The sequence below is a fragment of the Streptomyces sp. NPDC059534 genome (assembly GCF_042743475.1).
Classification (GTDB): Bacteria; Actinomycetota; Actinomycetes; order Streptomycetales; family Streptomycetaceae; genus Streptomyces.
The window spans coordinates 1-19,099 of the sequence record NZ_JBHWAQ010000069.1; the positions used below are offsets into that span (position 1 = coordinate 1).

Annotated in this window: 17 protein-coding genes, 1 tRNA gene and 2 pseudogenes; 11 read left to right on the forward strand and 9 right to left on the reverse strand. The window is 68.9% G+C overall.

Translation table 11 applies throughout. The annotated features are described in order from the left end of the window. Window positions 1-477: 477 nt before the first annotated feature. Window positions 478-852, reverse strand: a complete 375-nt coding sequence (locus ACFVZH_RS38170) for a histone-like nucleoid-structuring protein Lsr2 (RefSeq protein ID WP_384904915.1) — start codon at window positions 850-852, stop codon at window positions 478-480. A 57-nt stretch (window positions 853-909) separates the two neighbouring features. On the opposite strand from ACFVZH_RS38170, the pseudogene ACFVZH_RS38175 reads away from it, so the two are divergent. The 3 genes and pseudogenes from ACFVZH_RS38175 to ACFVZH_RS38185 all read left to right on the forward strand — a co-directional run. After that, window positions 910-1,038: pseudogene (locus tag ACFVZH_RS38175) on the forward strand (cold shock domain-containing protein); the annotation flags it as partial. Window positions 1,039-1,104: 66 nt separating this feature from the next. Beyond that, window positions 1,105-1,178, forward strand: a tRNA-Met gene (locus ACFVZH_RS38180). A 136-nt stretch (window positions 1,179-1,314) separates the two neighbouring features. Further along, complete coding sequence (locus tag ACFVZH_RS38185; protein WP_384904918.1) at window positions 1,315-2,424, forward strand: DUF5954 family protein; 1,110 nt, start codon at window positions 1,315-1,317, stop codon at window positions 2,422-2,424. Between the two features lie 667 nt (window positions 2,425-3,091). Here ACFVZH_RS38185 and ACFVZH_RS38190 read toward each other — a convergent pair. Next, window positions 3,092-3,598, reverse strand: coding sequence for a hypothetical protein (locus ACFVZH_RS38190; protein ID WP_384904921.1), 507 nt, complete (start codon window positions 3,596-3,598; stop codon window positions 3,092-3,094). A 505-nt stretch (window positions 3,599-4,103) separates the two neighbouring features. On the opposite strand from ACFVZH_RS38190, the gene ACFVZH_RS38195 reads away from it, so the two are divergent. Next, on the forward strand, window positions 4,104-4,586 hold the full coding sequence (locus tag ACFVZH_RS38195) for an NUDIX domain-containing protein (protein ID WP_384904923.1): 483 nt from the start codon (window positions 4,104-4,106) through the stop codon (window positions 4,584-4,586). A gap of 46 nt (window positions 4,587-4,632) precedes the next feature. Here ACFVZH_RS38195 and ACFVZH_RS38200 read toward each other — a convergent pair whose 3' ends face one another. Further along, complete coding sequence (locus ACFVZH_RS38200) at window positions 4,633-5,640, reverse strand: XRE family transcriptional regulator (RefSeq protein ID WP_384904959.1); 1,008 nt, start codon at window positions 5,638-5,640, stop codon at window positions 4,633-4,635. A gap of 90 nt (window positions 5,641-5,730) precedes the next feature. Continuing rightward, window positions 5,731-5,883: pseudogene (locus ACFVZH_RS38205) on the reverse strand (helix-turn-helix transcriptional regulator); the annotation flags it as partial. Window positions 5,884-5,961: 78 nt separating this feature from the next. Between ACFVZH_RS38205 and ACFVZH_RS38210 the strand changes: the two are divergent. Further along, window positions 5,962-6,366: a hypothetical protein gene (locus ACFVZH_RS38210; protein ID WP_384904925.1), complete on the forward strand. Its 405-nt coding sequence runs from the start codon at window positions 5,962-5,964 to the stop codon at window positions 6,364-6,366. Here ACFVZH_RS38210 and ACFVZH_RS38215 read toward each other — a convergent pair. Further along, window positions 6,331-7,166 (reverse strand): IS5 family transposase gene (locus ACFVZH_RS38215; RefSeq protein ID WP_384904928.1). Its coding sequence is split into 2 segments (ribosomal slippage): window positions 6,331-6,821 and window positions 6,821-7,166, totalling 837 coding nucleotides; the frame shifts between segments, so codons are not numbered across the junction. The genes ACFVZH_RS38210 and ACFVZH_RS38215 overlap by 36 nt on opposite strands. A 158-nt stretch (window positions 7,167-7,324) precedes the next feature. On the opposite strand from ACFVZH_RS38215, the gene ACFVZH_RS38220 reads away from it, so the two are divergent. From ACFVZH_RS38220 to ACFVZH_RS38240, 5 genes are all read left to right on the forward strand, one after another. Beyond that, complete coding sequence (locus tag ACFVZH_RS38220; RefSeq protein ID WP_384904930.1) at window positions 7,325-8,734, forward strand: hypothetical protein; 1,410 nt, start codon at window positions 7,325-7,327, stop codon at window positions 8,732-8,734. Between the two features lie 278 nt (window positions 8,735-9,012). Beyond that, on the forward strand, window positions 9,013-10,668 hold the full coding sequence (locus tag ACFVZH_RS38225) for a hypothetical protein (protein WP_384904933.1): 1,656 nt from the start codon (window positions 9,013-9,015) through the stop codon (window positions 10,666-10,668). 223 nt (window positions 10,669-10,891) lie between these two features. Continuing rightward, complete coding sequence (locus ACFVZH_RS38230; RefSeq protein ID WP_384904936.1) at window positions 10,892-11,197, forward strand: DUF6247 family protein; 306 nt, start codon at window positions 10,892-10,894, stop codon at window positions 11,195-11,197. Next, window positions 11,194-11,454, forward strand: coding sequence for a hypothetical protein (locus ACFVZH_RS38235; protein WP_384904939.1), 261 nt, complete (start codon window positions 11,194-11,196; stop codon window positions 11,452-11,454). The genes ACFVZH_RS38230 and ACFVZH_RS38235 overlap by 4 nt, the downstream gene beginning before the upstream one ends. Window positions 11,455-12,682: 1,228 nt before the next feature. Continuing rightward, complete coding sequence (locus ACFVZH_RS38240) at window positions 12,683-13,699, forward strand: nucleotide kinase domain-containing protein (RefSeq protein WP_384904942.1); 1,017 nt, start codon at window positions 12,683-12,685, stop codon at window positions 13,697-13,699. A gap of 174 nt (window positions 13,700-13,873) precedes the next feature. Here the strand turns inward: ACFVZH_RS38240 and ACFVZH_RS38245 are convergent, their stop codons facing one another. From ACFVZH_RS38245 to ACFVZH_RS38260, 4 genes are all read right to left on the reverse strand, one after another. Continuing rightward, window positions 13,874-14,713 carry a hypothetical protein gene (locus tag ACFVZH_RS38245; protein WP_384904945.1) on the reverse strand — a complete coding sequence of 280 codons (840 nt, stop codon included), beginning with the start codon at window positions 14,711-14,713 and terminating at the stop codon, window positions 13,874-13,876. Between the two features lie 75 nt (window positions 14,714-14,788). Then, window positions 14,789-15,709: an ImmA/IrrE family metallo-endopeptidase gene (locus ACFVZH_RS38250; protein WP_384904948.1), complete on the reverse strand. Its 921-nt coding sequence runs from the start codon at window positions 15,707-15,709 to the stop codon at window positions 14,789-14,791. After that, window positions 15,706-16,122, reverse strand: coding sequence for a helix-turn-helix domain-containing protein (locus tag ACFVZH_RS38255; RefSeq protein ID WP_384904951.1), 417 nt, complete (start codon window positions 16,120-16,122; stop codon window positions 15,706-15,708). Before ACFVZH_RS38255 ends, ACFVZH_RS38250 begins: the two co-directional genes overlap by 4 nt. Then, window positions 16,119-16,499 (reverse strand): acyl carrier protein, encoded by a 381-nt coding sequence (locus ACFVZH_RS38260; protein WP_384904954.1) that lies wholly within the window; start codon window positions 16,497-16,499, stop codon window positions 16,119-16,121. Before ACFVZH_RS38260 ends, ACFVZH_RS38255 begins: the two co-directional genes overlap by 4 nt. Before the next feature lie 13 nt (window positions 16,500-16,512). Here ACFVZH_RS38260 and ACFVZH_RS38265 point away from each other — a divergent pair, with 13 nt between their 5' ends. Next, entirely contained in the window at window positions 16,513-17,391 is an 879-nt protein-coding gene (locus ACFVZH_RS38265; protein ID WP_384904957.1) for a nucleoside triphosphate pyrophosphohydrolase family protein, read from the forward strand. The last annotated feature ends 1,708 nt before the right edge of the window (window positions 17,392-19,099 follow it).

Consider the following 19,099-nt stretch of genomic DNA (forward strand, 5'->3'; position numbering starts at 1 on the left):
CCACCCCCGCAACTACCTGGCCTTCCTCGGCCTCGCCGCAGCCATCTGCTGCTACAAACGACTCCTCCGCCTCACCACATAGGACACGGTCTAAGGGGGGTGCTCCGTGCTGGAACGGGGCCGCTGCTCCGACGCGAAACGGCTTCCCTGAGAGGGAGCGGGACTATGGCACGCGAATGGCACGAGGCCCCGAGAGCTCTAGACAACAACAAAGTCTCAGGTCGCTGACCTGGGGTCGCTGCCCGTCAGCGTTCGGTGTTGTTCAGCAGCGTGGTGTCAACCACAAGCGGGTGCATACCGTGCTTCTCGTCGCCGTTGTCGACCTTCTCCAGAGGGCCTCCCGTGGCGACCACCCCGCTCGGGTGAACCCCGCTGCGTGACCTTGTCGACGAGATCACCACCGGAGTCACGTTCCCGCCTGATTGATCCGGGCGTAGAGGGCGTGACTGTCACGGCAGGGAGGGCGGCTGGCGTGTGTCAGTTGGGGTTCTCCTGCTTCCGTGCCTCGATGATTTCGATCGGGATGCGTCCGCGTTCGGGCAGGTCGTATCCGTTGGCGTTGGCCCAGTCGCGGATGGCCCGTGTGCTGACGGGTGTCCGGGCGGCTGCGGCGGGTGTGCTGCTTTTGAGAGTCGACGGGGTGAAGGCGGGAGCGTGGTCGAGGAGATCTTTGGGGAACATGGGGACGGTTGTGGTCCCGTTGAGGACGCTGACGAGGAATTCGGTCAAGGAGCCGTTGTAGGTGAACCAGGGCGCGCGCAGGGCCTCGTTGACGGCGATGGTCCACTCGTCCGGGGTGTCGGCGGGCTGGGTGACCCAGAAAAGGTAGTCTCCGTTGCCGGTGACTCCCATGGCGAAGAGGTTCCCGGGGGAGTGCGGCAGTTGCCAGGGGTGCCGTGCACCCTGTCGGACGTCTTCGCCCACTACTCCAACATCTCCGGCAACGGCTACTGCGAGCTCGCCGAGGGCGAGACGGTCACCTTCGACGTGACGCAGGGCCAGAAGGGCCCCCAGGCCGAGAACATCGTCCGCGCCTGACCCCAGGGCCCGCACGGAAATTGACCGCCGTCCCGCGTCGGCTGCTGTGTAGAGTGGTGTCACCGACGCGGGGTGGAGCAGCTCGGTAGCTCGCTGGGCTCATAACCCAGAGGTCGCAGGTTCAAATCCTGTCCCCGCTACGAGAGACAGGGGCCCGGCGTCAGCCGGGCCCCTGTGGCGTACCACGGTCGCCCGCCATGTCACCGCGGCCCAAGACCAAGGCGGAGATCCGGTGAAACTGCGATGCGAGGACGCGGCGGCCGCCACGATGGTGGCGTGAGCGAACAGGATGCGGGACCGGGGGAGTGGCCGGTGCTGGTGAGGGTTCCGGTGGAGCCGGTAGAAGCCGCGGTGGAGGCTGATGCCGCCGACGCGGCGGCACGCTACAGCGCTCTGGCGGTACGGGGCCCGCTGTTCGGCGTCGCCGCACAAGACCAGGACGGCGGGCGGCGGTGGCGGGTGGTCGTCGAGGTTACCCACGGCTGTCCGCAGCAGGCCCGCGACGCCCTGAACTCCCTGCTCTGGTTCCAAGCGAAGGACCAGGCGAAGAGCAGACAGGAACGGCGCGCGCTGCTGGCAGCGGTCGCCCGCCTGGAGACCGAGTACGTTGACGAACTCACCGTGCTCGGCACCTGCTACCGAGTGGTGCGGGCCGAGGAGTATGCGGCCATCGACGAGCACGGCGGCATCGAGACGCCGCGCCCCACCGACCCCGAACCCCTCACCCCGGACTGGAGCCCCGGTGCTGGCGCCCGCAGTCCGCGGGTTGACGACGACCTTGCCCTGGATCCGGACGCACCCCTCTCCCCGCTCCAGGCGGCGGAGCGAGTCGCGCTGCGCCCCTTGGCCTACAGCGGGACCAACTTCCCTACCCCGGTCCTGGCGGACTCCGCGCGGGCCGTGGAGAGTCATCCGGACGTCCTGCTGATGCCGGCGGCGTTCCTGATCGTCGAGCGATCTGGCAGCGGCCCTTGGTCGCCGGGCAGTGGGCTGCAGGCCACCGCCCATGACGCGCGCCGCACCCTGGACTTCGCCCTGACCTGGATGGAACCGCGCACCCGCGGACTGATCCCCTACGACGCTGACCGCACAGTCGACGCCCGCCACCCGGCCGCCGGCGTCACCGAGGCGGCAGCCGCAGAGCTTAGGGAATTCGCGGAGGCCGCGGACAGGCTGCGCACCGGCCGCTGCGACGAGGTCGAGGCCCACGGCACCGTCTACCGCATCGCTCGCTCCCGGCGCCTGCTGCGCTGGGGCCCCGACGGGCCGGAAGGCCCGCGCCTCTCCGACATCAGCACCCACGCCCCCGTCGTGCTTCATCCGCGCCTCGGCGAGGACGGCACCGTCCACTTCGACGAGTCCACGGGTGACGAACCCGCCTCCTGAAAGAGAGCGGGCGTACGGCCTCGATGCGGGTCCGCAGCTTCGCCGGCCCGCCCTTGCGCACGGCCCACGTGTCCCCGTCGGGGGTGAGGGTGGCGGCGGAGCCGGTGATGTGAGCCGGTGGCGGCCCGGGCCGGGTGTCGGTGCGGGATGCGAAGGTGGAGGCAGGGACCTGGCGCAGGAGCTGATGCGCGGCCGGTCCTCCAAACCGCAACGGCCCTGTCCTGGCCCGGCCACGTCTACGCCGAATGAGTTGGAGTGCGGGCATCTCGGCCCCGTACGGTGAAGCGGTGGTCGAACGAATACGGCGCTTCGCATAAGGCAGTGCCCGCACTACCACGGGGGAGCAGATGACGAGGAACAACCCGCATGAGGCTGTCGCCACGAGTGTTGACGCACCGGCCAAGCCGGTCGTTCTGTTCAGCGACGAGATGTCTGCGGTGATGAGCCCCCTGCCGGGCCCGGGGCGGCGCCTGCAGCGGCCACTGGAAACCCTTCTCTGGCAGGCACCACCCGCCCTGCAGGACGACCAAGACCCGAGCTGACCGTGCCCGACAGGCCGTCCGCATCGCCGCGGCTTCGGCGGACAGTCGCAGACGGCCCGGCATGCCGGAACCGTCGTCGCGGTGGCCGGGCCCCGTAGGTCTGCGACGGTGCGCTGGTACGTCGCTTACGCGCTCGGGGCGGCCCGGCGCTGCAGGTGCCCGATCTCGACCTGCTCGGTCGTGCCGTCGGCGTACTGGACGGTGCAGCGCTCTCCCGGCGGCGCACCGCACTTGGGACAGGTGCCCACGGGCTTGCGCGGCCCCGGGGGCCGCTTCTTCGGCGGCGGGGTCGCGTAGGCGTTCTTCGAGGAAGCGGGACGTGGCGGGCGCTCGGGCCGTGCCTTGGGATCGCACCGGCCGTGCACCGGCTTGTTGCGGGCGCGGCCGCGCTCCCAGCTGTAAAGGACCCGGCCCTTGATCGCGTAGCCGCAGATGGCGCACACCATCGGGCCCCTGCTGCGCCGGGCGGGGACCGTGGCTTTCGCCTGCTTCGCGGGCTCGGTCACCACCGTGCCGTCCGCCCGTGTCACGGTGACCTCGGAAGCCGGAGTGACGTCGTAGGACTGCAGGTTGGGCTTGGCGGTGTAGGTCTGGCCCTTCCGCCCGCCCCGGCGGGCACCACCTCGTGTCATGGCGCAGAGCGTAGGGCACAACCCTCCCCACCCGAAGGTCCCCACGCCACCGGCAGGACCGCGCAGACACGTGCCCGGCGGCGCACGCCGAAGCCCGCGCGCCGGGGCGAAGACACGCACCTGGGGCGCCCGGTGCGCGAAGCTGCCCGCCCCGCACCTATGAGGGCTCCGTCACCCGTGACGGCGGACGGCACCTACCGCGGCCGTGAGATCCACTGGAAGCACACGTACGAATCCGACTGCGCGCGGCAGTTCGCGACCGGGTTCGTCTTCGAGTTCTGATCCCCGCAGAGGTCCCGGACCGTCCCCGCGCGTGGCGGGCCGGGCTACTCTCGCGGAGAGGCGGTTGTGAGCCGATTGGTCGTCGCTCCCCTTGTAGCCTCCGCCTGTGCCCTCGCCATCCCCCCCCCGGCGAGGGCGCGGGTGTATGCGGCACAGGGCAGTGTCCTGGGCTGGGAGTGGTGAATCCCCGGCGGTGCCCTCTTCGGCTGCCTAGGGTGGGTGCATGATTCCTGATTTTGTGTCAGATCTGCGGAATGCGGTCGGTCCGGATTGTCTGCTGTGGCTGCCGGGGGTCGTCGCGGTGGTCCGCGACGAGCATGGGCAGGTTCTCTTGCAGCGTCGGTCCGCCGCCGGCTTGTGGACGCCGCTGAGCGGGATCGTGGAGCTGGGGGAGGACCCGGCCGCCGCGGTGGTGCGCGAGGTCGAGGAGGAGACCGGAGTACGGGTGGTGGTGGAGCGGCTCGCCGCCGTCACGCACTCCCCGCCGGTCAGGCACGGCAACGGCGACCGCGCGCAGTACCTGGAGCTGGTGTTCGCCTGCCGCCCGGCAGACCCGGGCCAGCTGCCCCGGGTCTGCGATGACGAGTCGGTCGAGGTCGGCTGGCACCGGCTCGAAGCGCTGCCGCCGATGAGCGAGCGGATGCGGGAGATCATCGCGCTGGTGGAGAAGGACGAGGAACGGGCCTGGTTCGCGCCGGCACCGTGAGCGCGGACCGGGACCAGCCCGTCGACCGGGGCCGGGGGTGTGTCGCTCAGGCGGGGACGGCCCCGGTACGGGCGGCGAACTCGCGCAGGCCGGGCAGGCGCGTGGGGCCGTAGAGCAGGTTCGACGTCAGGGCCCGCAGTGCCGGACGCTGGACCTCCTGCGCGGCTTCCTGCTCGACGCGGCGCAGAGCGGCGAACGCCTGCGTGCCGTCGCCGAGCGCGTGCCACATGCGGGCCGTGTCGGTCCAGGCACGGGCCCGGCGTTCTGCGGTCGGCATGAGGCCGACGTTCAGGCCCCGCGTGACACTCACCGCCTCGTCAGGGGTGCCCAGCGCGTTATGGGCGCTGATGCGATAGACGTCGACCTGAGCACGTGTGGCCTCGACGGTGAAGAGCCCGCCCGGGGCGCCGGGGCGGCGCTTGACGTCCTCCTCGGCCTCGTCCAGCAGGGCGAGCGCCGTGGTGCGGTCGCGTCCCGCGGCGGCCGAGTACGCCGCGCTGAGCAGCAGCGTGGTCCGGACGGCGCCGGTGCGGGCCTCGGCGGGGTCGAGACCGGCCGCTTCGTGGGTGAGGAGGCAGACGGCTGCGGCCGACCGGCCGGAGCGGCGCATGGTGATGGCGAGCACGCGGGAGGCCTCGCCGATGGGGACCGGCATGCCGCTGGCCCGCGCGGCGCCCAGGGCACGGTCGGCCGCGACCCACGCGGCGTCGGAGTGCTCTTTCGACGCCAGTTCGGCGGCCAGGACGTAGGCGCGGGCGAGGATCGCGGAGGCATGCTGCCGGGCCCGGCCGGTGGCGGCGTCCCTGGTCGCCTCGGCGACGGAGAGCAGGCCGGGCAGAGCGGCACTGAGCCGGGTGTAGCGGGCGGCAGTGAACGCCTCGCGCGCCGCGGCCGTCCGGGTCGCCAGGGCCTGGAGCGGCGCGGGCTCACCGCTCGGGAGATGAAACAGCACGTCTTCCAGGCGCGCGGCCGGCACCGCGGCGGCCGCGCCCGTGCCGACGACGGCCGCCGTCCCGGCAGCCAGAGCCCCGGTCAGCACAGTCCTGCGACGCATCGCGTCCTCCTCGTCCGGCACCGGTACGTCCGCCACGGTATCGATCACCGGGCCCGCGGGGACAGGGAACCCGCTCACCCGCTCCGGGGGGATACCCAGCGCGCGGGCCAAACGCAGGCGCGTCTCAAGGTCCACGCGCATCCGCCCGCTCTCGATCCGCGAGATCGCCGACGCCGAGTATCCGACGATCCGGCCGACCTGAAGCTGAGTCAGCCGCAGCTCACACCGTGCGCTGCGCAACACCGTGCCTAAGAACTCCTAACGGAATGACTCTTTGGGGTCGACTCCTCATCGCAGGGTGCTGTCGGGCAGCATGGGGCGATGCACTTCGATCAACCGCTGCCGCGCGAGGTGAAAGCCATCGATTCGGCCTCGCTGTTCGGGCTGGAGGAGCGGGCGTGTGACCTCAGCCTGAACTCGCGACTGGACCCGGCGTGGGTGCGGGCGAACGCGGCGCCCGATGGCACCCACTACCTGTGGCCGGCCCTGTGGAACAGCCTGTCCCACCGCCCGGACGTTCCACGCCAGCTGCGGTGCGAGCTGTTGATCACTCTGCGTGCGGGAGACCGCGTGGTGAGCTGGCTGGACGTGCTTCCCGACGACTTCGCCCCGCTGCCGAGGGTGACCTCACGCGAAGAAGGCATGCAGGTCAGCCAGTTCCTTGACCGTGCTCCTTCGGTCAGGGAATGGCTACTGCGGGAGGACAAGGGCTCGAGTCGGCTGTGACAGGCGCCGCCAGCAGATGAGTGCGCATCCCAGGGTGAGGAAGGCTTCGTGGATGTCGTCGCGGATCTCCCAGCGGATCCGCAGGCGGCGGAACCAGTGCAGGTGGGCGAAGGCACGCTCAACAACCCAGCGTTGGGTTCCGAGGCCGGAGCCGTGTTCGGTGCCGCGTCGAGCGATCAGTGGTTTCACGCCGAGTGCGCGGACGAGGCGGCGGTACTTGTCGTGGTCGTAGCCACGGTCGGCGAGCACCACGTCCGGGCGGCGCCGGGGCCGGCCACGCTTGCCCCTCACCGGGGGCACTGCCTGGAGCAGTGGGATGAGCTGGGTGACGTCGTTGCGGTTGCCGCCGGTCAGGGTGACGGCGAGCGGGATGCCGGTGGCGTCGGTGATCAAGTGGTGCTTGCTGCCCGTCCTGCCCCGGTCGACAGGGCTTCGTCCCGTCTTGGGGCCCCCTTTAACGCGCGGATGTGGGAGCCGTCGACCGCCGCACGGGAGAAGTCCAGGGCGTCCGCGCTGCGGAGCTTGGCCAAGAGCGTTTCGTGGAGCCGGGGCCACACGCCGGCCTCGGTCCACTCGGCCAGGCGGCGCCAGCACGTCATGCCCGAGCCGAAGCCGAGCTCCTGCGGCAGATGCTCCCAGGCGATCCCGGTGTGCAGCACGAACAGGATGCCCTGGAACACCAGCCGGTCCGGATGCCGCTTGCGTCCCGGATACCGGACCCGAGGCTCGACCTTCGGCAGCAGCGGCTCGATCACCGCCCACAACTCGTCATCGACATCCCACGGCTTCCGCCGAGCCACCCCACACCCCCGGATCAACGCTCCCGGAGCGATCCAACCACCTCAAAGATCATTTCGTTAGGAGTTCTTAAGCGGGCAGCCCCGGCTTCATTCAGCTCTTACCCAGGTGTGGGAAAACCGCTGCCCACGGGCGAGGCGGGCAGCTAGTTTCGGGCTGTATGAGCAAGCATTTTCCCCTGCGTGGAGCCGTGCTGTCGTGGCTCGAGCACGCCCGCGGCCTGCCGCCGACTCCTCAGGCCATCACCGACGTAGCTCTGGCGGCCCTGCCGCAGTGGGAGACCCTCGAAGATGCGGTGGTCGCCGCGGCACCCAGGGACGAGCACCCCGACCTCTACGGGAAGGTCGAAGGGGACTGGGTCCCGAGCTTTTCGGCCCTGCTGGGGGAGTCGGGTCTGGGCGCGGCGACACGCCTGATCGCCCAGGGCGCGGACGTGCCCCTGTCTGAGGTCGCCGACAGCTTCGTCGCCTTCTGCACCGGCCCGGCACCAGTCCCCGAACGATGGTTGCTCCTCAACGCCGACCTCCCCCGCGGAACGCGGATCCAGCTGGGCCAGTACACCCTGCAGACCTTCACCCTGGACGAACTGCGCCAGAGGGTTCCGATGCCAGCGCTGAACGGACTCAAGCCCGGTGGCCTCGATCTCGGCCTGCTCACCGGCGCACCGTTCCTCCACGTCCCCGACCCCGACCACAAGGTCACCCGCCGCACGACCTGGTTCGACTCCACCGGCCCGAGAGCGGAAGCCCCCCACTGGCAGGGCCTCCTCCCGCTGATGCTGTGGGACACCGAACTCCTGCGCGTGGACTCGGTCTTCACCGTTCAGCGCGGCCGCCGCTTCGCCCTGAACCCCTTCACTGTCCCCACCAGGATGCACACTTACGAAGACCACCACGGCAGGGAGACGGAGGCCGAGGTCCACGACACCGGTGCCTTCCACGTTCCGGCCGCCGACCTTCCGGACCTGACCACCTTCTGCAGCGCTATCTCGGCGAAGATCAACACGGTCATGGCCGGCGAGAATCACGAGGACGATCTCCCCAAGGAGCGCGCCCGGCGCCTCGAGCGCGCCGCCCGACACCTCCTGGCCGCTTACCAGCGCACCTACAACGACTACGGCGTCTGGCAAGTGGAAGCCGACGAACTGCTTCTCGACTACGTTATCGCCCTGGAAGCCCTGCTCCGCAGCCCCAACGACTCCCGCGGAGGGATCGTGCGCAGCCTGCGGACCCGCGCGTCCGCGCTGTTCCTCACCCCCGCCCACCGACACCAGGCTCACACCGTCATCGATGACGCGTACACCGCCCGGTCCCTCTACGTCCACGGCAAGGTGATCAACAACCAGACGGAGAGGGAGAAGCAGGAGGAGCTGCGCACCCTCAGGCTCATGACCCTGGAGATCATGCTGCGCTGGCTCGTCCTGACACCTTCCGACACCGACGACCTCGCGCCCCTGCTCGATGCCGCCGCCCAAGGCACCGGCCGTGAAGAACACATCGACCGACCCTTGCGCGCCTTCTTCACCACCACCCCGTCCCGCAGCCTCCCTGCCGACATCACCCCCGCCTGAACCCTGAGGAGGCAGTCACACCGAGCCGCGGCTGTAACCCTCCCGGTGCTCGGCTGCGACGGGGATCTGCCCGACAGCCTCGAACAGCGGTAACAGCACACGTGCCCGCGTCGGCGAGCATGCCTCTCCCGGGAGCGCAGTGAGCGGGGTGAGGGACACCGGCAGGGATACCGGCGGGTGGTCTGCGGCACCTGGCTCGCTGGGCCGCCAGACACACGAAAACCGGTGCGTGCGGACCCCAGCTGCTCCGATACTGCTGGTGACGAAAGCGAGGCCCCGTGTCCCAGATTGAGCCGAGCGTGCTGACCGCGCTTACGACGGCGGCGAAAGACGCCGTCTCCCACCCGGCCACCGCGCTGACCCTCAAGGCCACGGACGTCGGCTCGAACACGGCCATCGCACACCGGGACGCGCTGGTCGCGGCCTTGTACCGTCGGCCCTCTCAGGTGGCGAAGGCCCGGAAGGAGGCGGGGGAGACGCCGCCGGCTCCGCCCGCGCCAGCGCAGGTGGAGATCTGGAGCTTGTACGCAGACCACGTGGATGACCCTTTTCTCCGTGGCCACCTTCATCATCTGCTGCTCGACGCCGGCCACGGCCGTAGGCCCGACCACGTCCGCGGCGCGGCCATCGGATACCTCGACACGGTGCAACTGCTGTTGACTGCCGAAGACGGCCACAGGTGGCCGCGGGCCGCCCAGTGCCTGAAGAGGGCCGGGGAGCTCTCTCTCAAGTTCAAGCAGCCCGACCTGCGCGAGCGCGCGACCAAGGACGCCCTCACCCTCGCCGAGCGCCTCCTGGCCGGCACCGAGGAAGAGGGACGGCCCCTGCTGGCCGCCCTGGAAACGCTGCAGACCCTTAAGTGCGATGTCGCCGACCTCGCCGAACAGGCGGCCAGCCTCTTCACCCACGACATGGATGTCCGGCTCGGCCTCCTCGACGCGCTGCGCAAGGACGCGCCCCCCAGCCGCCACGCGGAGATCGACACCGCCGTGGTCCATACCCTCCTCGACGCCGCCGATACCGCCGACGCCGGCCACCGACGCCTGTACTTCCTGACGCAGGCAGCGACCGAAGCGCACAAGCGGGGACTGCCCGACCTGCGAGCCCGCGCCGAGATGGCCCTGCAGCAGACCACGCCGGAAGGAACTTCCATCCGCACCGAGGGCACCATCCCGCCCGCAGTGGTCCTCTGGCATCAGGATCAGGTCGATGCCGCCCCGGAACTGCGCACCGCCCTCTGGATCACCGTGCAGGACATCCACCCGGCGATGCGCGCGCAGGCCGAGGCCGAGGCCGACGGCGCGCTCGAGGGACTGCTACGGATCCCGCGCTCGCGTATCAACCCAGCCGGACCGGTCTTCGTCCGCCCGCCCGTCGACGCCGACGACGACCTCGCCGTGGCGATGCAGGTCCGCGGCCTGAGGCTGTTCGGAAGGCTGACCGCAATCCAGCTCGACCGCATCGGCGAGCGCTTCCGGCCCGACGAGTCCGAAATGACCGCCGCTCTGGCACACGAGACGGTGCTCCCCGAGCCTCGCGCACGCACCCTCGCCCGGGCCTTCCGCTACTACTGGCTGCAGGAATTCGACGCCGCGGCGTGCGTGGCACTGCCCCAGCTTGAACAGATCCTCCGCCAGCTTCTACGCCCCCAGGTCCCTGTCATCTCCGTGGCGCGAGGACAGAGCGCCGGTGGCGTCGACCTGATGGGCACACTCCTCCAGAGCATGCCGAAGGCCGGGTACCCGGCGGACTGGAGTAGGGCGCTGGAACTCCTCCTGGTCGATTCCGACCGCGGTATGAACCTGCGCAACGACATCCTCCACGGCCTGACCGGCACCCCGCCCAGGCACTACGTCGCACTCATCCTCCAGGCAGCCCTGTACCTGCTCAGCCACGCACACGGACAGCGCACGCCACCCGGGACGACACCCTGATCTGTGAGTTCTCATCCCCCGGCCCCTGACGGGACACAGCACAGGACCACAAGCGCCTCAACCCGTCAGAGCATGTGGATGCCCACCGGCTGGGCCGGAACTAGTCCAATCCCCGCCTTCACCAAGCGGGCGCGTGTCGCCGCCGATCTGGCCCATGCCCGCATCCATGGCGACCCGACGCGCGTACCGTTGCGCTAGGACCCGCCGCCGGGAGGAACAGCCGATGAGTGCCCAGCCCGACCACGCACCCCCCATGCCGCACGCTCCCGCGCCCGGCGCGCCGGCCGAACTGCGTGCCCAGCTGCGCGCGGACCGCCGGGCAGAGACGTGGGTCCCGGCATTCGAGCGGGACTGGGCCAAGGCCCTGGACGACGCCCGGCACACCTTCAGCCTCACCCCCCTGCACGAGGTCGTACGCACCTGGCAGCTGCGCGCCGCCGCCGCCGGGGACGTCGACGCCTTCATGGACGCAGGACAAGACGACTCCGACTTCGTGGACCTCGACGACGTCCTCGGCCGCCGCCCGTGACCGACCAGCCGTGGGCAGCGCGCCTGTCCCCCCAGGCCGCCAAGGCGCTCACCGCGCTCCCCGACCCCGCCCGGGAGATGGTCCGCGACCTGCTGGACATCGCGGTCCGCTCCCCGTGGGGCTGGCCGCAGTGGAACCCCGGCGACCCGGAGGGCGAGGACGTCCGCGCGGCATCCGTCGGACAGCTCTCCGTCGTCTACACCGTCAACCGCCTCACCCATCGCCTGTCGGTCCTGAGCATCGTCTGGCTCGGATAGCCCTAGCCCAGACCAGGGGCACGGCACCCACCGACCAGGAATGTGCCGAGGACGCTCCCCGCTCCCCGGACGATGCCGTGCTCGGCCCTTCAGGTCAGGAAGGGCAGTGCCCGCAGTCGGCCGCGGCGCAGGATCTGTCCCCTCGCCCGCCTTTGACCGCTCTCAGCCGGCCAACCTTGCCGGAGCGGGCCGTGCCGGCGGGGAGACCTGGGTGCCCGCCAGGGGGCGACCCGGGCCGCCCCCTGCAGCTCTTGACTTGATGGGGCTGGATGTTCCCGTCGCCGGTGGGGGCGATGAGGTCGATGCCGGTGTCGTCGGTGCCCGTGGCGAAGGCGTTGTCGGCAAAGGCACAGCTGAGCTCGACGAAGCGGGACAAAGCCACGGTCCAGGCAGGTAGAGCGGCCCAGTTGCGCTGTGTCTCCTGGTTGACCAGTCGGCCCACGGGTGCGATGCGATCCGCGAATGCCACGAGAGCGGGAGCCAGCGCGGAAGCCAGTGCGTCGGGTTCGATGTGGGGGACGGAGTCCGCGAATACCGTGATGGCTCTGGCCAGCGGGGCGACGTCGAAGCCGGTTCCGCCACGGGCCACGGGGACCGGGTGGACGGGACTGGGCAGTGCCATGGAGCGCGCCCCCGGGGGAGGCGGCGCGAGCCGCGCTGGGCGACGACGTGGATGTAGGCATCGATGTACCTGCGCTGCAGGGCCGGGCGGATGCCGCAGGCGTTCAGGAAGGTGATCAGCTGCTCGGTGCTGGCAGGCAGAGCCGTGCCGTTGAAGATCCGCCAGGCGGTCGTACGCGGCACCGGCTTGCGCCCGGGGGTGAGGCGGGGGTCGCTCAGGCAGGGAGCACCCGCCCCTGATGTGACTTCGATCCCCGGTGCTCGTTAGGAAGACCGAGCCACGCGGCGCGGACCGGGTGAACGGACCAGGGGAAGGTCGTCACGATCTTTGTCACCAGCGAATGTGTCCGAAGATAGGCGGCGGTACCTGTGTAGAAGGTCGGCGAGATGCTGAGGGTCAACCTCGACTGCCGACACCAGGGCGGCCAACAGCTCCGCGCGAGACGTGCGTTCGCCCACTGCAGCAGCCGCGCGGACGAGGAGGTTGACCCGGGTGTCGACGTCTACGGGCCAGCTCACCGACGTCACATGGCGCTGCTGCTGACACAGCAAGTCCAACGGTCCCCCTCGGTGACAGCCGACACATATCGAATATATATTGCGCCTCATGGTGATGCTGCTGCAAGACCGTCATACATCCGGCCCCAACGGCGCCGCTTCCGGGGTGGTGCGGGTGGCGGGTCGGACACTGCAGCCGACGCCGGTGTTCGACAGCTACTGGCGGTTCGCCTCAGCCCGGCAAGCGGTCTACGAGGCCCGCCTGGCGGGCCGGCCTCAACCGTGGACACGGGATCCGATCCTGAGGCAGTACCGCTTCACCAACTGCTACCGCGCGGCCGACCGCGTAAGCCAGAGTCTGATCTCCGGGGTGATCTACCAGGGTCCCCAGGAATGGGACGAGGTGTTCTTCCGGACCCTGCTGTACAAGATCTTCAACAAGGACTCGACCTGGCAGCTGCTGAACCGGGAACTCGGAGAGGTCCGCTGGGACACCTACGACTACCGCGCCTACGACGAGATTCTGTCTGCGGCGTTCGCCAAGGGCGAGAAGCTGTACTCGGCTGCCTACATCGTCCCGCCGCCCCAGCTGGGGGAAGGACGCAAGCACCGCAACCACCTGCGGCTGCTGCAGATGATGATGACCACGGGAGCCCCGGACCGTGTCCTGGACGCCGCCACCATGCGCGAAGCGTACGAGGTGCTGCTCAGCTACCCGGCGCTCGGACCGTTTCTCGCTTATCAGTTCACCATCGACCTGAACTACGCGTCGCAGATGCCGTTTTCCGAGATGGACTTCGTCATGCCCGGCCCCGGCGCCCGTGACGGCATTCGAAAGTGCTTCGGACGCAGGGCCGACGGCATTGAAGCCGACGTCATCCGCTACATGGCCGATACGCAGGAGGAGCACTTCACACGCCTCGAACTGCCCTTCCGCGGGCTCAAGGGACGTCCCCTCCAGCTGATCGACTGCCAGAACCTTTTCTGTGAGGTCGACAAGTACGCCCGGGTCGCGCACCCCGAGATCGCCGGCATCAGCGGCCGCAGCCGTATCAAGCAGTCCTACCGCCTCGATGCCAAGCCGGTCAGTGCCTGGTTCCCGCCCAAGTGGGGTCTGAACACCTGACCGCCTCGACCGACGCGCCGCTGCCCTCGCTCACGAGGAGGGCAGCGGCGCGCCGTTCATCGCCCGATGAACTCGCTCTGGACGACACCGTCCGGACAGACCCTGAGGTGTCGTGACACGCTCTGTGACTCCACGGGAAGGCTTGCTGCGCCCCGGAGGGAGGTGGCAGGAGCGCTACTCGTTGAGGCGGAACAGGGGCGGGTGAGCCACAGCGTCCTGGATGCGCTGGAGTTCGGCCTTGGTGCAGTCGAGCCGTGCGCTGCCGGCGAGGACGGTCAGCGTGCCGGGCTTCAGGCCCGCCTGCTCGGCTACCCATGCGCACAGGTGCCCCAGTGCCAGATAGTTGCCGTAGGCGCGGTCGAACATGTAGTGGCTGCGGTAGTAGGCGGCAAGGTGAACGGAGTTCGTGGCGGCGTCGAACTGGAACGAGCAGTGACTCAGGCAGGGGAAGTCCCGCGGCTGGGTGTCCAGCGCGGCCGCACGAACCACGGCCTCGGTGTCCTCGGCCGAGTCCGGCTCTTCCTCAGCGATTTCCTCGGAATCCAGGACGTGCGCGGTTCCTGCCTCGTACACCGCGCTCCACTTGGCGGTAGTACGCAGCTTGTCCATGCGGCTGATGACCCGGGCGATCTGGTCGACAGGATCGGGCTTCTTCCCCGCACCGGGGTAGGCGATGAGACGCCCGAAGTAGGTTCCGTGCGCATTGCGCCGGACTTTACGGAGCCTGGGGTACAGGGCCTGGTAGCGCTCGGCGAGTTCCTCGTGGTTCTGGCAGGTCTTTGCGAGCCCCACGGGGAAAAGGGTGTTGACGACGGTGTCGATGGGGTAGAGCGGCGCCGTGCGAGCCGAGCGCAGCCGGTCGAGCTCGCTGCGCAGCTGCGGATCCTCCCGCAGCGGCTGCGCGATGCGAACCACAGTGTGGAAGGCCCTGGTTCCGGGGAGCTTCGCGAGCTGCTCGCATGCTTCGAGCCATGCGCGCGAGATGTCGGGGGCGTCGACGGTGAACGTCTGCAACGGATCACTCCTTGTTCGGCCAGGTGCGCGGACTCGGGCGTAGGGGAGGAAGGTGCATCAAGGAATTGCGGCGCATCAGCCGCGGTAGTGGTCGGCGCCTCTGCGGTTCGGTGTTCGCCGGACCGTGACACGGAAAAGGTCCGTACTGCCGGGCACCTCTGCGGTCAGGGCGCAGTCGTCTGTCAAGTCCTCGCCCACCCACACGGCCTCTGCGTGCGTGGGGTCGTGGGGGCTGTCCAGCAGCGACATCTGGCCGGCGAACTCGGGGACTGTGAAGCTCAGGCATGCCGGCACATGATCGAAGCGGCCGCCGGGGATCTGCAGAAGGAGGCAGTCGCCGGCTTCCACGTGCACCGTGGCTTGGTGTGCGGCACCCGTCAGCACATGCAGGTGGTTCCGGGGCCCGACCGGCGTCCCGCCGGCGAGCTCAGCCTTCAGAGAGCCGGGGGAGTGCTTGAGCCAGAGCGTCTCCGTCGACCGGTCGATCATCTTCAGCCGCACCAGATGCCGCACGGTGGTGGCATAGGGCGTTCCCGTCCAGCGAGCCATCCGGTACACGTCGCTCGGGGAATCGGGCCGAACCAGCCCGCAGCGGGCCAGCGCAGCCCGCGCGGCGGGCCTGGGCATCAGGAACCAGGACCCGAACGCCTCCGCGTCCCGCTCATGCTGCGGCCACCCCTCACCCCACCGGCCGGGCGCATGCTGATGGTCATAGCTGGTCCTGTGACCCAGCCGGTGATGCCCCAGCTCGTGAGCGGCGGTGTGCCGCATGCTCACTTCTTCCAGGCCCGCGTTCAGCAGACATGCCGGACCGCCGTCCTCCTGCCCCACATACAGGCCCAGCAGCCCGCCGAGGAGCTGCCCCATGACTTCGACCCTTTCGGTGCGCAGGGCACCGAAGACATCGACGTATCCGTCGTCATGGGTGATCGCAAGGTCCTCATGCGCCTGGGCGGCCGCGATCATCGCCGTGCCATGGGCGTTGTTCCAACTCACCGCGCCCGGCCGGGCCGCCGCCGCGGAGCCTGCCCGTCCTGCTCTTCGGCCTCCCGCTTGGCCTGCAGATACTGGATGAACTTCGCGACCTCGATGCGGTCGCCCTCGCTCAGCGGCTGCTTGGTACGGGGCAGGCCTGCGAACGCGTGCTCCCCGGCATCAGCAGCCTCGTCCTCATCGAGGAAGTAGGACACCGACAGCCGGTACAGGCGCGCGAGCTTCTGCAGCTCCATCACCTCGACCCGGCGAACGCCTCGCTCGATGTCACTGATGGCCGACCGGACGATGCCGGTCCGCTCGGCGACCTGCTGCTGAGACAGACCCAGGTACTCGCGTGTGTCCTTCAATCGCCGACCCAGCAGGGCGCGCTGCTCCGATTCGTCCCCGCCGCCGGCCTGTGCCCTGTCGATCATTCTTCCTGCTCCTCTGCCTGCATGGTGTCGTACACGGTCTCCGCGAATGCCCAGACCGATCGCAGCGAACGCCCGGCTTCGGCGTCGGCCGGAATGGAAACGTCGAAACGCTGCTCGACCCGCGTCAGGATCTCCATCACCAGAACGGAGTCGACCGGCAACTCCTGTCCACGGGCGGCAAGTTCCTCGTAGACCTCCCCGACAGACCGGCCCTGGTGGTTCGCCAGGAAGCCGATCGTGATGTCGACGATCTCCTGGACCGTGTGCGGCGGCATGCTCTGAATCCAGCCCCTTCGCGCAACTCCCGGACGAATAACCCGGCATGACTTACTGTAGAACACTGTCGGGAAATCCGACAGACTTGCCTGAAGATCCATCAAGGGAGTGTGTGTGCATCTCGCCCGCTACCAGGAAGCCGCGCTCAAGACACTGCAGCCCTCCGCCGACGGCACTGATCCCGTCCTCGTGCCACTGCTCGGGCTGATCGGAGAAGCCGGCTCCGTCATCACCGCCTACAAGAAACGCCTGCGCGACGGCGGCGAGGCGACACCGTCCAAGCAGCAACTGCGCGAAGAACTCGGCGACGTCCTTTGGTACATCGCAGCCCTCGCCAACCGGCTCGGCCTCAGCCTCGAAGACATCGCCGCCGCCAGCCTTGAGAAGGCCAAGGACCGCTGGCGTGCCACCCCGGCCCACGAACGCATGCGATTCGACACAAACTATCCGGCCTGCGAACAGCTTCCCCGCAAGACCACGGTCACCTTCACTCCCACCCCCACGCCCGACGGGCGAACCGTCATCATCGTCACCCGCGAGGACGGTGAAACCGCCGGCGACCCCCTCACCAGCGCCAGCCACATCGAGGACGACTACCGCTTCCACGACGCCCTCCACCTCGGCCACGCAGCGGTCCTCGGCTGGTCACCCGTCACCCGTTTTCTTCTCGACTGCAAGCGTCGAAGCCGCCCCGGCATCGACGAAGCCGAAGACGGCGGCCGCGCCATCGCCATCGAGGAGGGCATCAGCGCCCTCGTGTTCTCCTATGCCAGTCGCCACCGCTACTTCGAAGACTTCCGCCACGTCGACCACGAACTGCTCACGACCATTGACCACATGACGGCCCACCTGGAGGTCAACGTGCTGCGCACCGCAGACTGGGAGAAAGCCATCATGACCGGATACGACGCATGGCGGCAGTTGCGCAAACACGGCGGCGGCAGCCTGGAACTCGACCTTGATGCACAGACTTTGACCTTTATCGAGCCCTAATCCGGTGCAGCGACTCCGATTCGGCGGCAGGGCGTTCCCGAAGCAGGCGCGGCGAAGGTGGCTGTGCGCCGGCTGCCGCGTCTCGCACTAGAGGCGACCAGCGGCTTGCCGGTGCCGGCCCTGCACTGCGCCAACCCTGACCGGCTTCGCCGAACGCTGCCGCCTACGCCCACCACAGTCGGCCCCGCCCAGGCACCCCCTAAGCAAACGGACAGCGCCGATGACGTTCAGCCCGTCCTGGGTCCTGTGGTGCGGCGGCTACCTGCACCCGAGCTTCGAGGCCGTCAGCTACCAGCAGTGGCTGCGCCCGGCCGAATGACAGCCGCAGTCCTCCTCCCGCCGTCCTTCTGACTCGAGGCGCTGCAGGATCCGAAAGCCTTGGGCCTGGCCCGACCTGCCTGCTTTTGCACTGGCGTGTTCGTCGACGGGGTCTCACCGTCCTCCAGCGGGGGGCTGTTCTGGTCCTGCTCTTGGGGGTGGGTCTGGTGGGGGTGGGGGTCTGGGGCCGGGGTGTGAGTGACTGGAGCGACTGGGATTCGGTGTTGGTTTTCTGTACGTGTCTGGGTGTGTGTGGCCGGTCTGTGGCTGGGTCGTTCTTCGTCACCGTATGCGGTTCCCGCATTTCTAAGGGATCACTCTTCAGGCGTTTGCGTTTTCCGCATACGTGCAGGTCGTGAAGCTGTGGGTGTTTGCGTTTTCCGCATACGCGGTCTGATGCCTCTGTCACCTGTGTGCCTGTCCGTCCTGGCCCGTTGCTGCTCTCGCTGCCCTGCGGGTCTGTGTACCGAATACGGAGCCCGTCGGGTGCACGACTCCTCAGGGCCGGCCACAACCCTGCGCCATAACCCTGTGCCCCAGCCCGGCGCTCGCAGCCACGGGCCCCTGCTGCGCCTTGGCGTTGTTCCTGTGGTGGCGGCCTTGCCCCGTGTTGCGGGGGACTCCTGTCGTTGTCCCGTTCATCTGTGGTGCGGGGCGCCTCGACGTCCTGGGCGCCCTGTGGGGGTGCTGGGTTTGTGGTGCGGGGCCGCAGGCCCTGTGCTTCTTGCTCGTCTTCGTTCTTGGAGAGGGGTGATGTTCGGTGTGGGTGATGGGCTGTCTTATGTGCTTTGCGTGGGGGGTGGTGATGTGGCGCCAGGGGGTGTTGGTGGTGCGGTTTTTGCGTTTTCGTCATGTGGCTGTCTGGTGGTGGGGGTTGGTGGTGGGCGCAGTTTTGTGGTTTCGGCATGCTCTTCCGGCTTCGGAGCATCGTGTGTCCACTCTGGGGGCGCCGCCTGTGATCATTTTGGGTCTAGACCACTTGAAAATCGGGATGCACTGCTAATCTCTACTTAGAGTGACAACTCTCTAGCGGACCGAGGGAACCTCTGAGCGCCGGCTGAGTCGCCCTAGACGCCTCCTGGAGCCTTCACGGGGCGAAGTGAAGGCATCCCGTATCGGCCGGCCCCGCAGGGACCGGCATCCAAACCCGTCACCCAACAACCCATCAACAACCAAGAAAAACAACTTACTTACCGCACCACAACCCGCCGCAGGCGGGCGCCAAACCACATACCAGCTTCCACCCCATGACCCGCACTCCTCCACCCACCTCACCATCCCGCAGACACCGAAGGTGACTGCCTCTCAGGTAGCCAGCCGAGCGCCGCGCAGCGGCGCCGCAACATTGGGAGTGACGCAGTCACTCCGCGTCGTGTCTCCGCAGGAGACC

Coding starts and splice junctions, on each gene's coding strand:
- ACFVZH_RS38170 (WP_384904915.1), bottom strand. CDS start 852: ATGGGAGTCACCGGCAACGGAGACTACCTTTTCTGGGTCACCCAGCCC.
- ACFVZH_RS38190 (WP_384904921.1), bottom strand. CDS start 3,598: ATGACACGAGGTGGTGCCCGCCGGGGCGGGCGGAAGGGCCAGACCTAC.
- ACFVZH_RS38195 (WP_384904923.1), top strand. CDS start 4,104: ATGATTCCTGATTTTGTGTCAGATCTGCGGAATGCGGTCGGTCCGGAT.
- ACFVZH_RS38200 (WP_384904959.1), bottom strand. CDS start 5,640: ATGCGTCGCAGGACTGTGCTGACCGGGGCTCTGGCTGCCGGGACGGCG.
- ACFVZH_RS38210 (WP_384904925.1), top strand. CDS start 5,962: ATGCACTTCGATCAACCGCTGCCGCGCGAGGTGAAAGCCATCGATTCG.
- ACFVZH_RS38220 (WP_384904930.1), top strand. CDS start 7,325: ATGAGCAAGCATTTTCCCCTGCGTGGAGCCGTGCTGTCGTGGCTCGAG.
- ACFVZH_RS38230 (WP_384904936.1), top strand. CDS start 10,892: ATGAGTGCCCAGCCCGACCACGCACCCCCCATGCCGCACGCTCCCGCG.
- ACFVZH_RS38240 (WP_384904942.1), top strand. CDS start 12,683: ATGGTGATGCTGCTGCAAGACCGTCATACATCCGGCCCCAACGGCGCC.
- ACFVZH_RS38255 (WP_384904951.1), bottom strand. CDS start 16,122: ATGATCGACAGGGCACAGGCCGGCGGCGGGGACGAATCGGAGCAGCGC.
- ACFVZH_RS38260 (WP_384904954.1), bottom strand. CDS start 16,499: ATGGATCTTCAGGCAAGTCTGTCGGATTTCCCGACAGTGTTCTACAGT.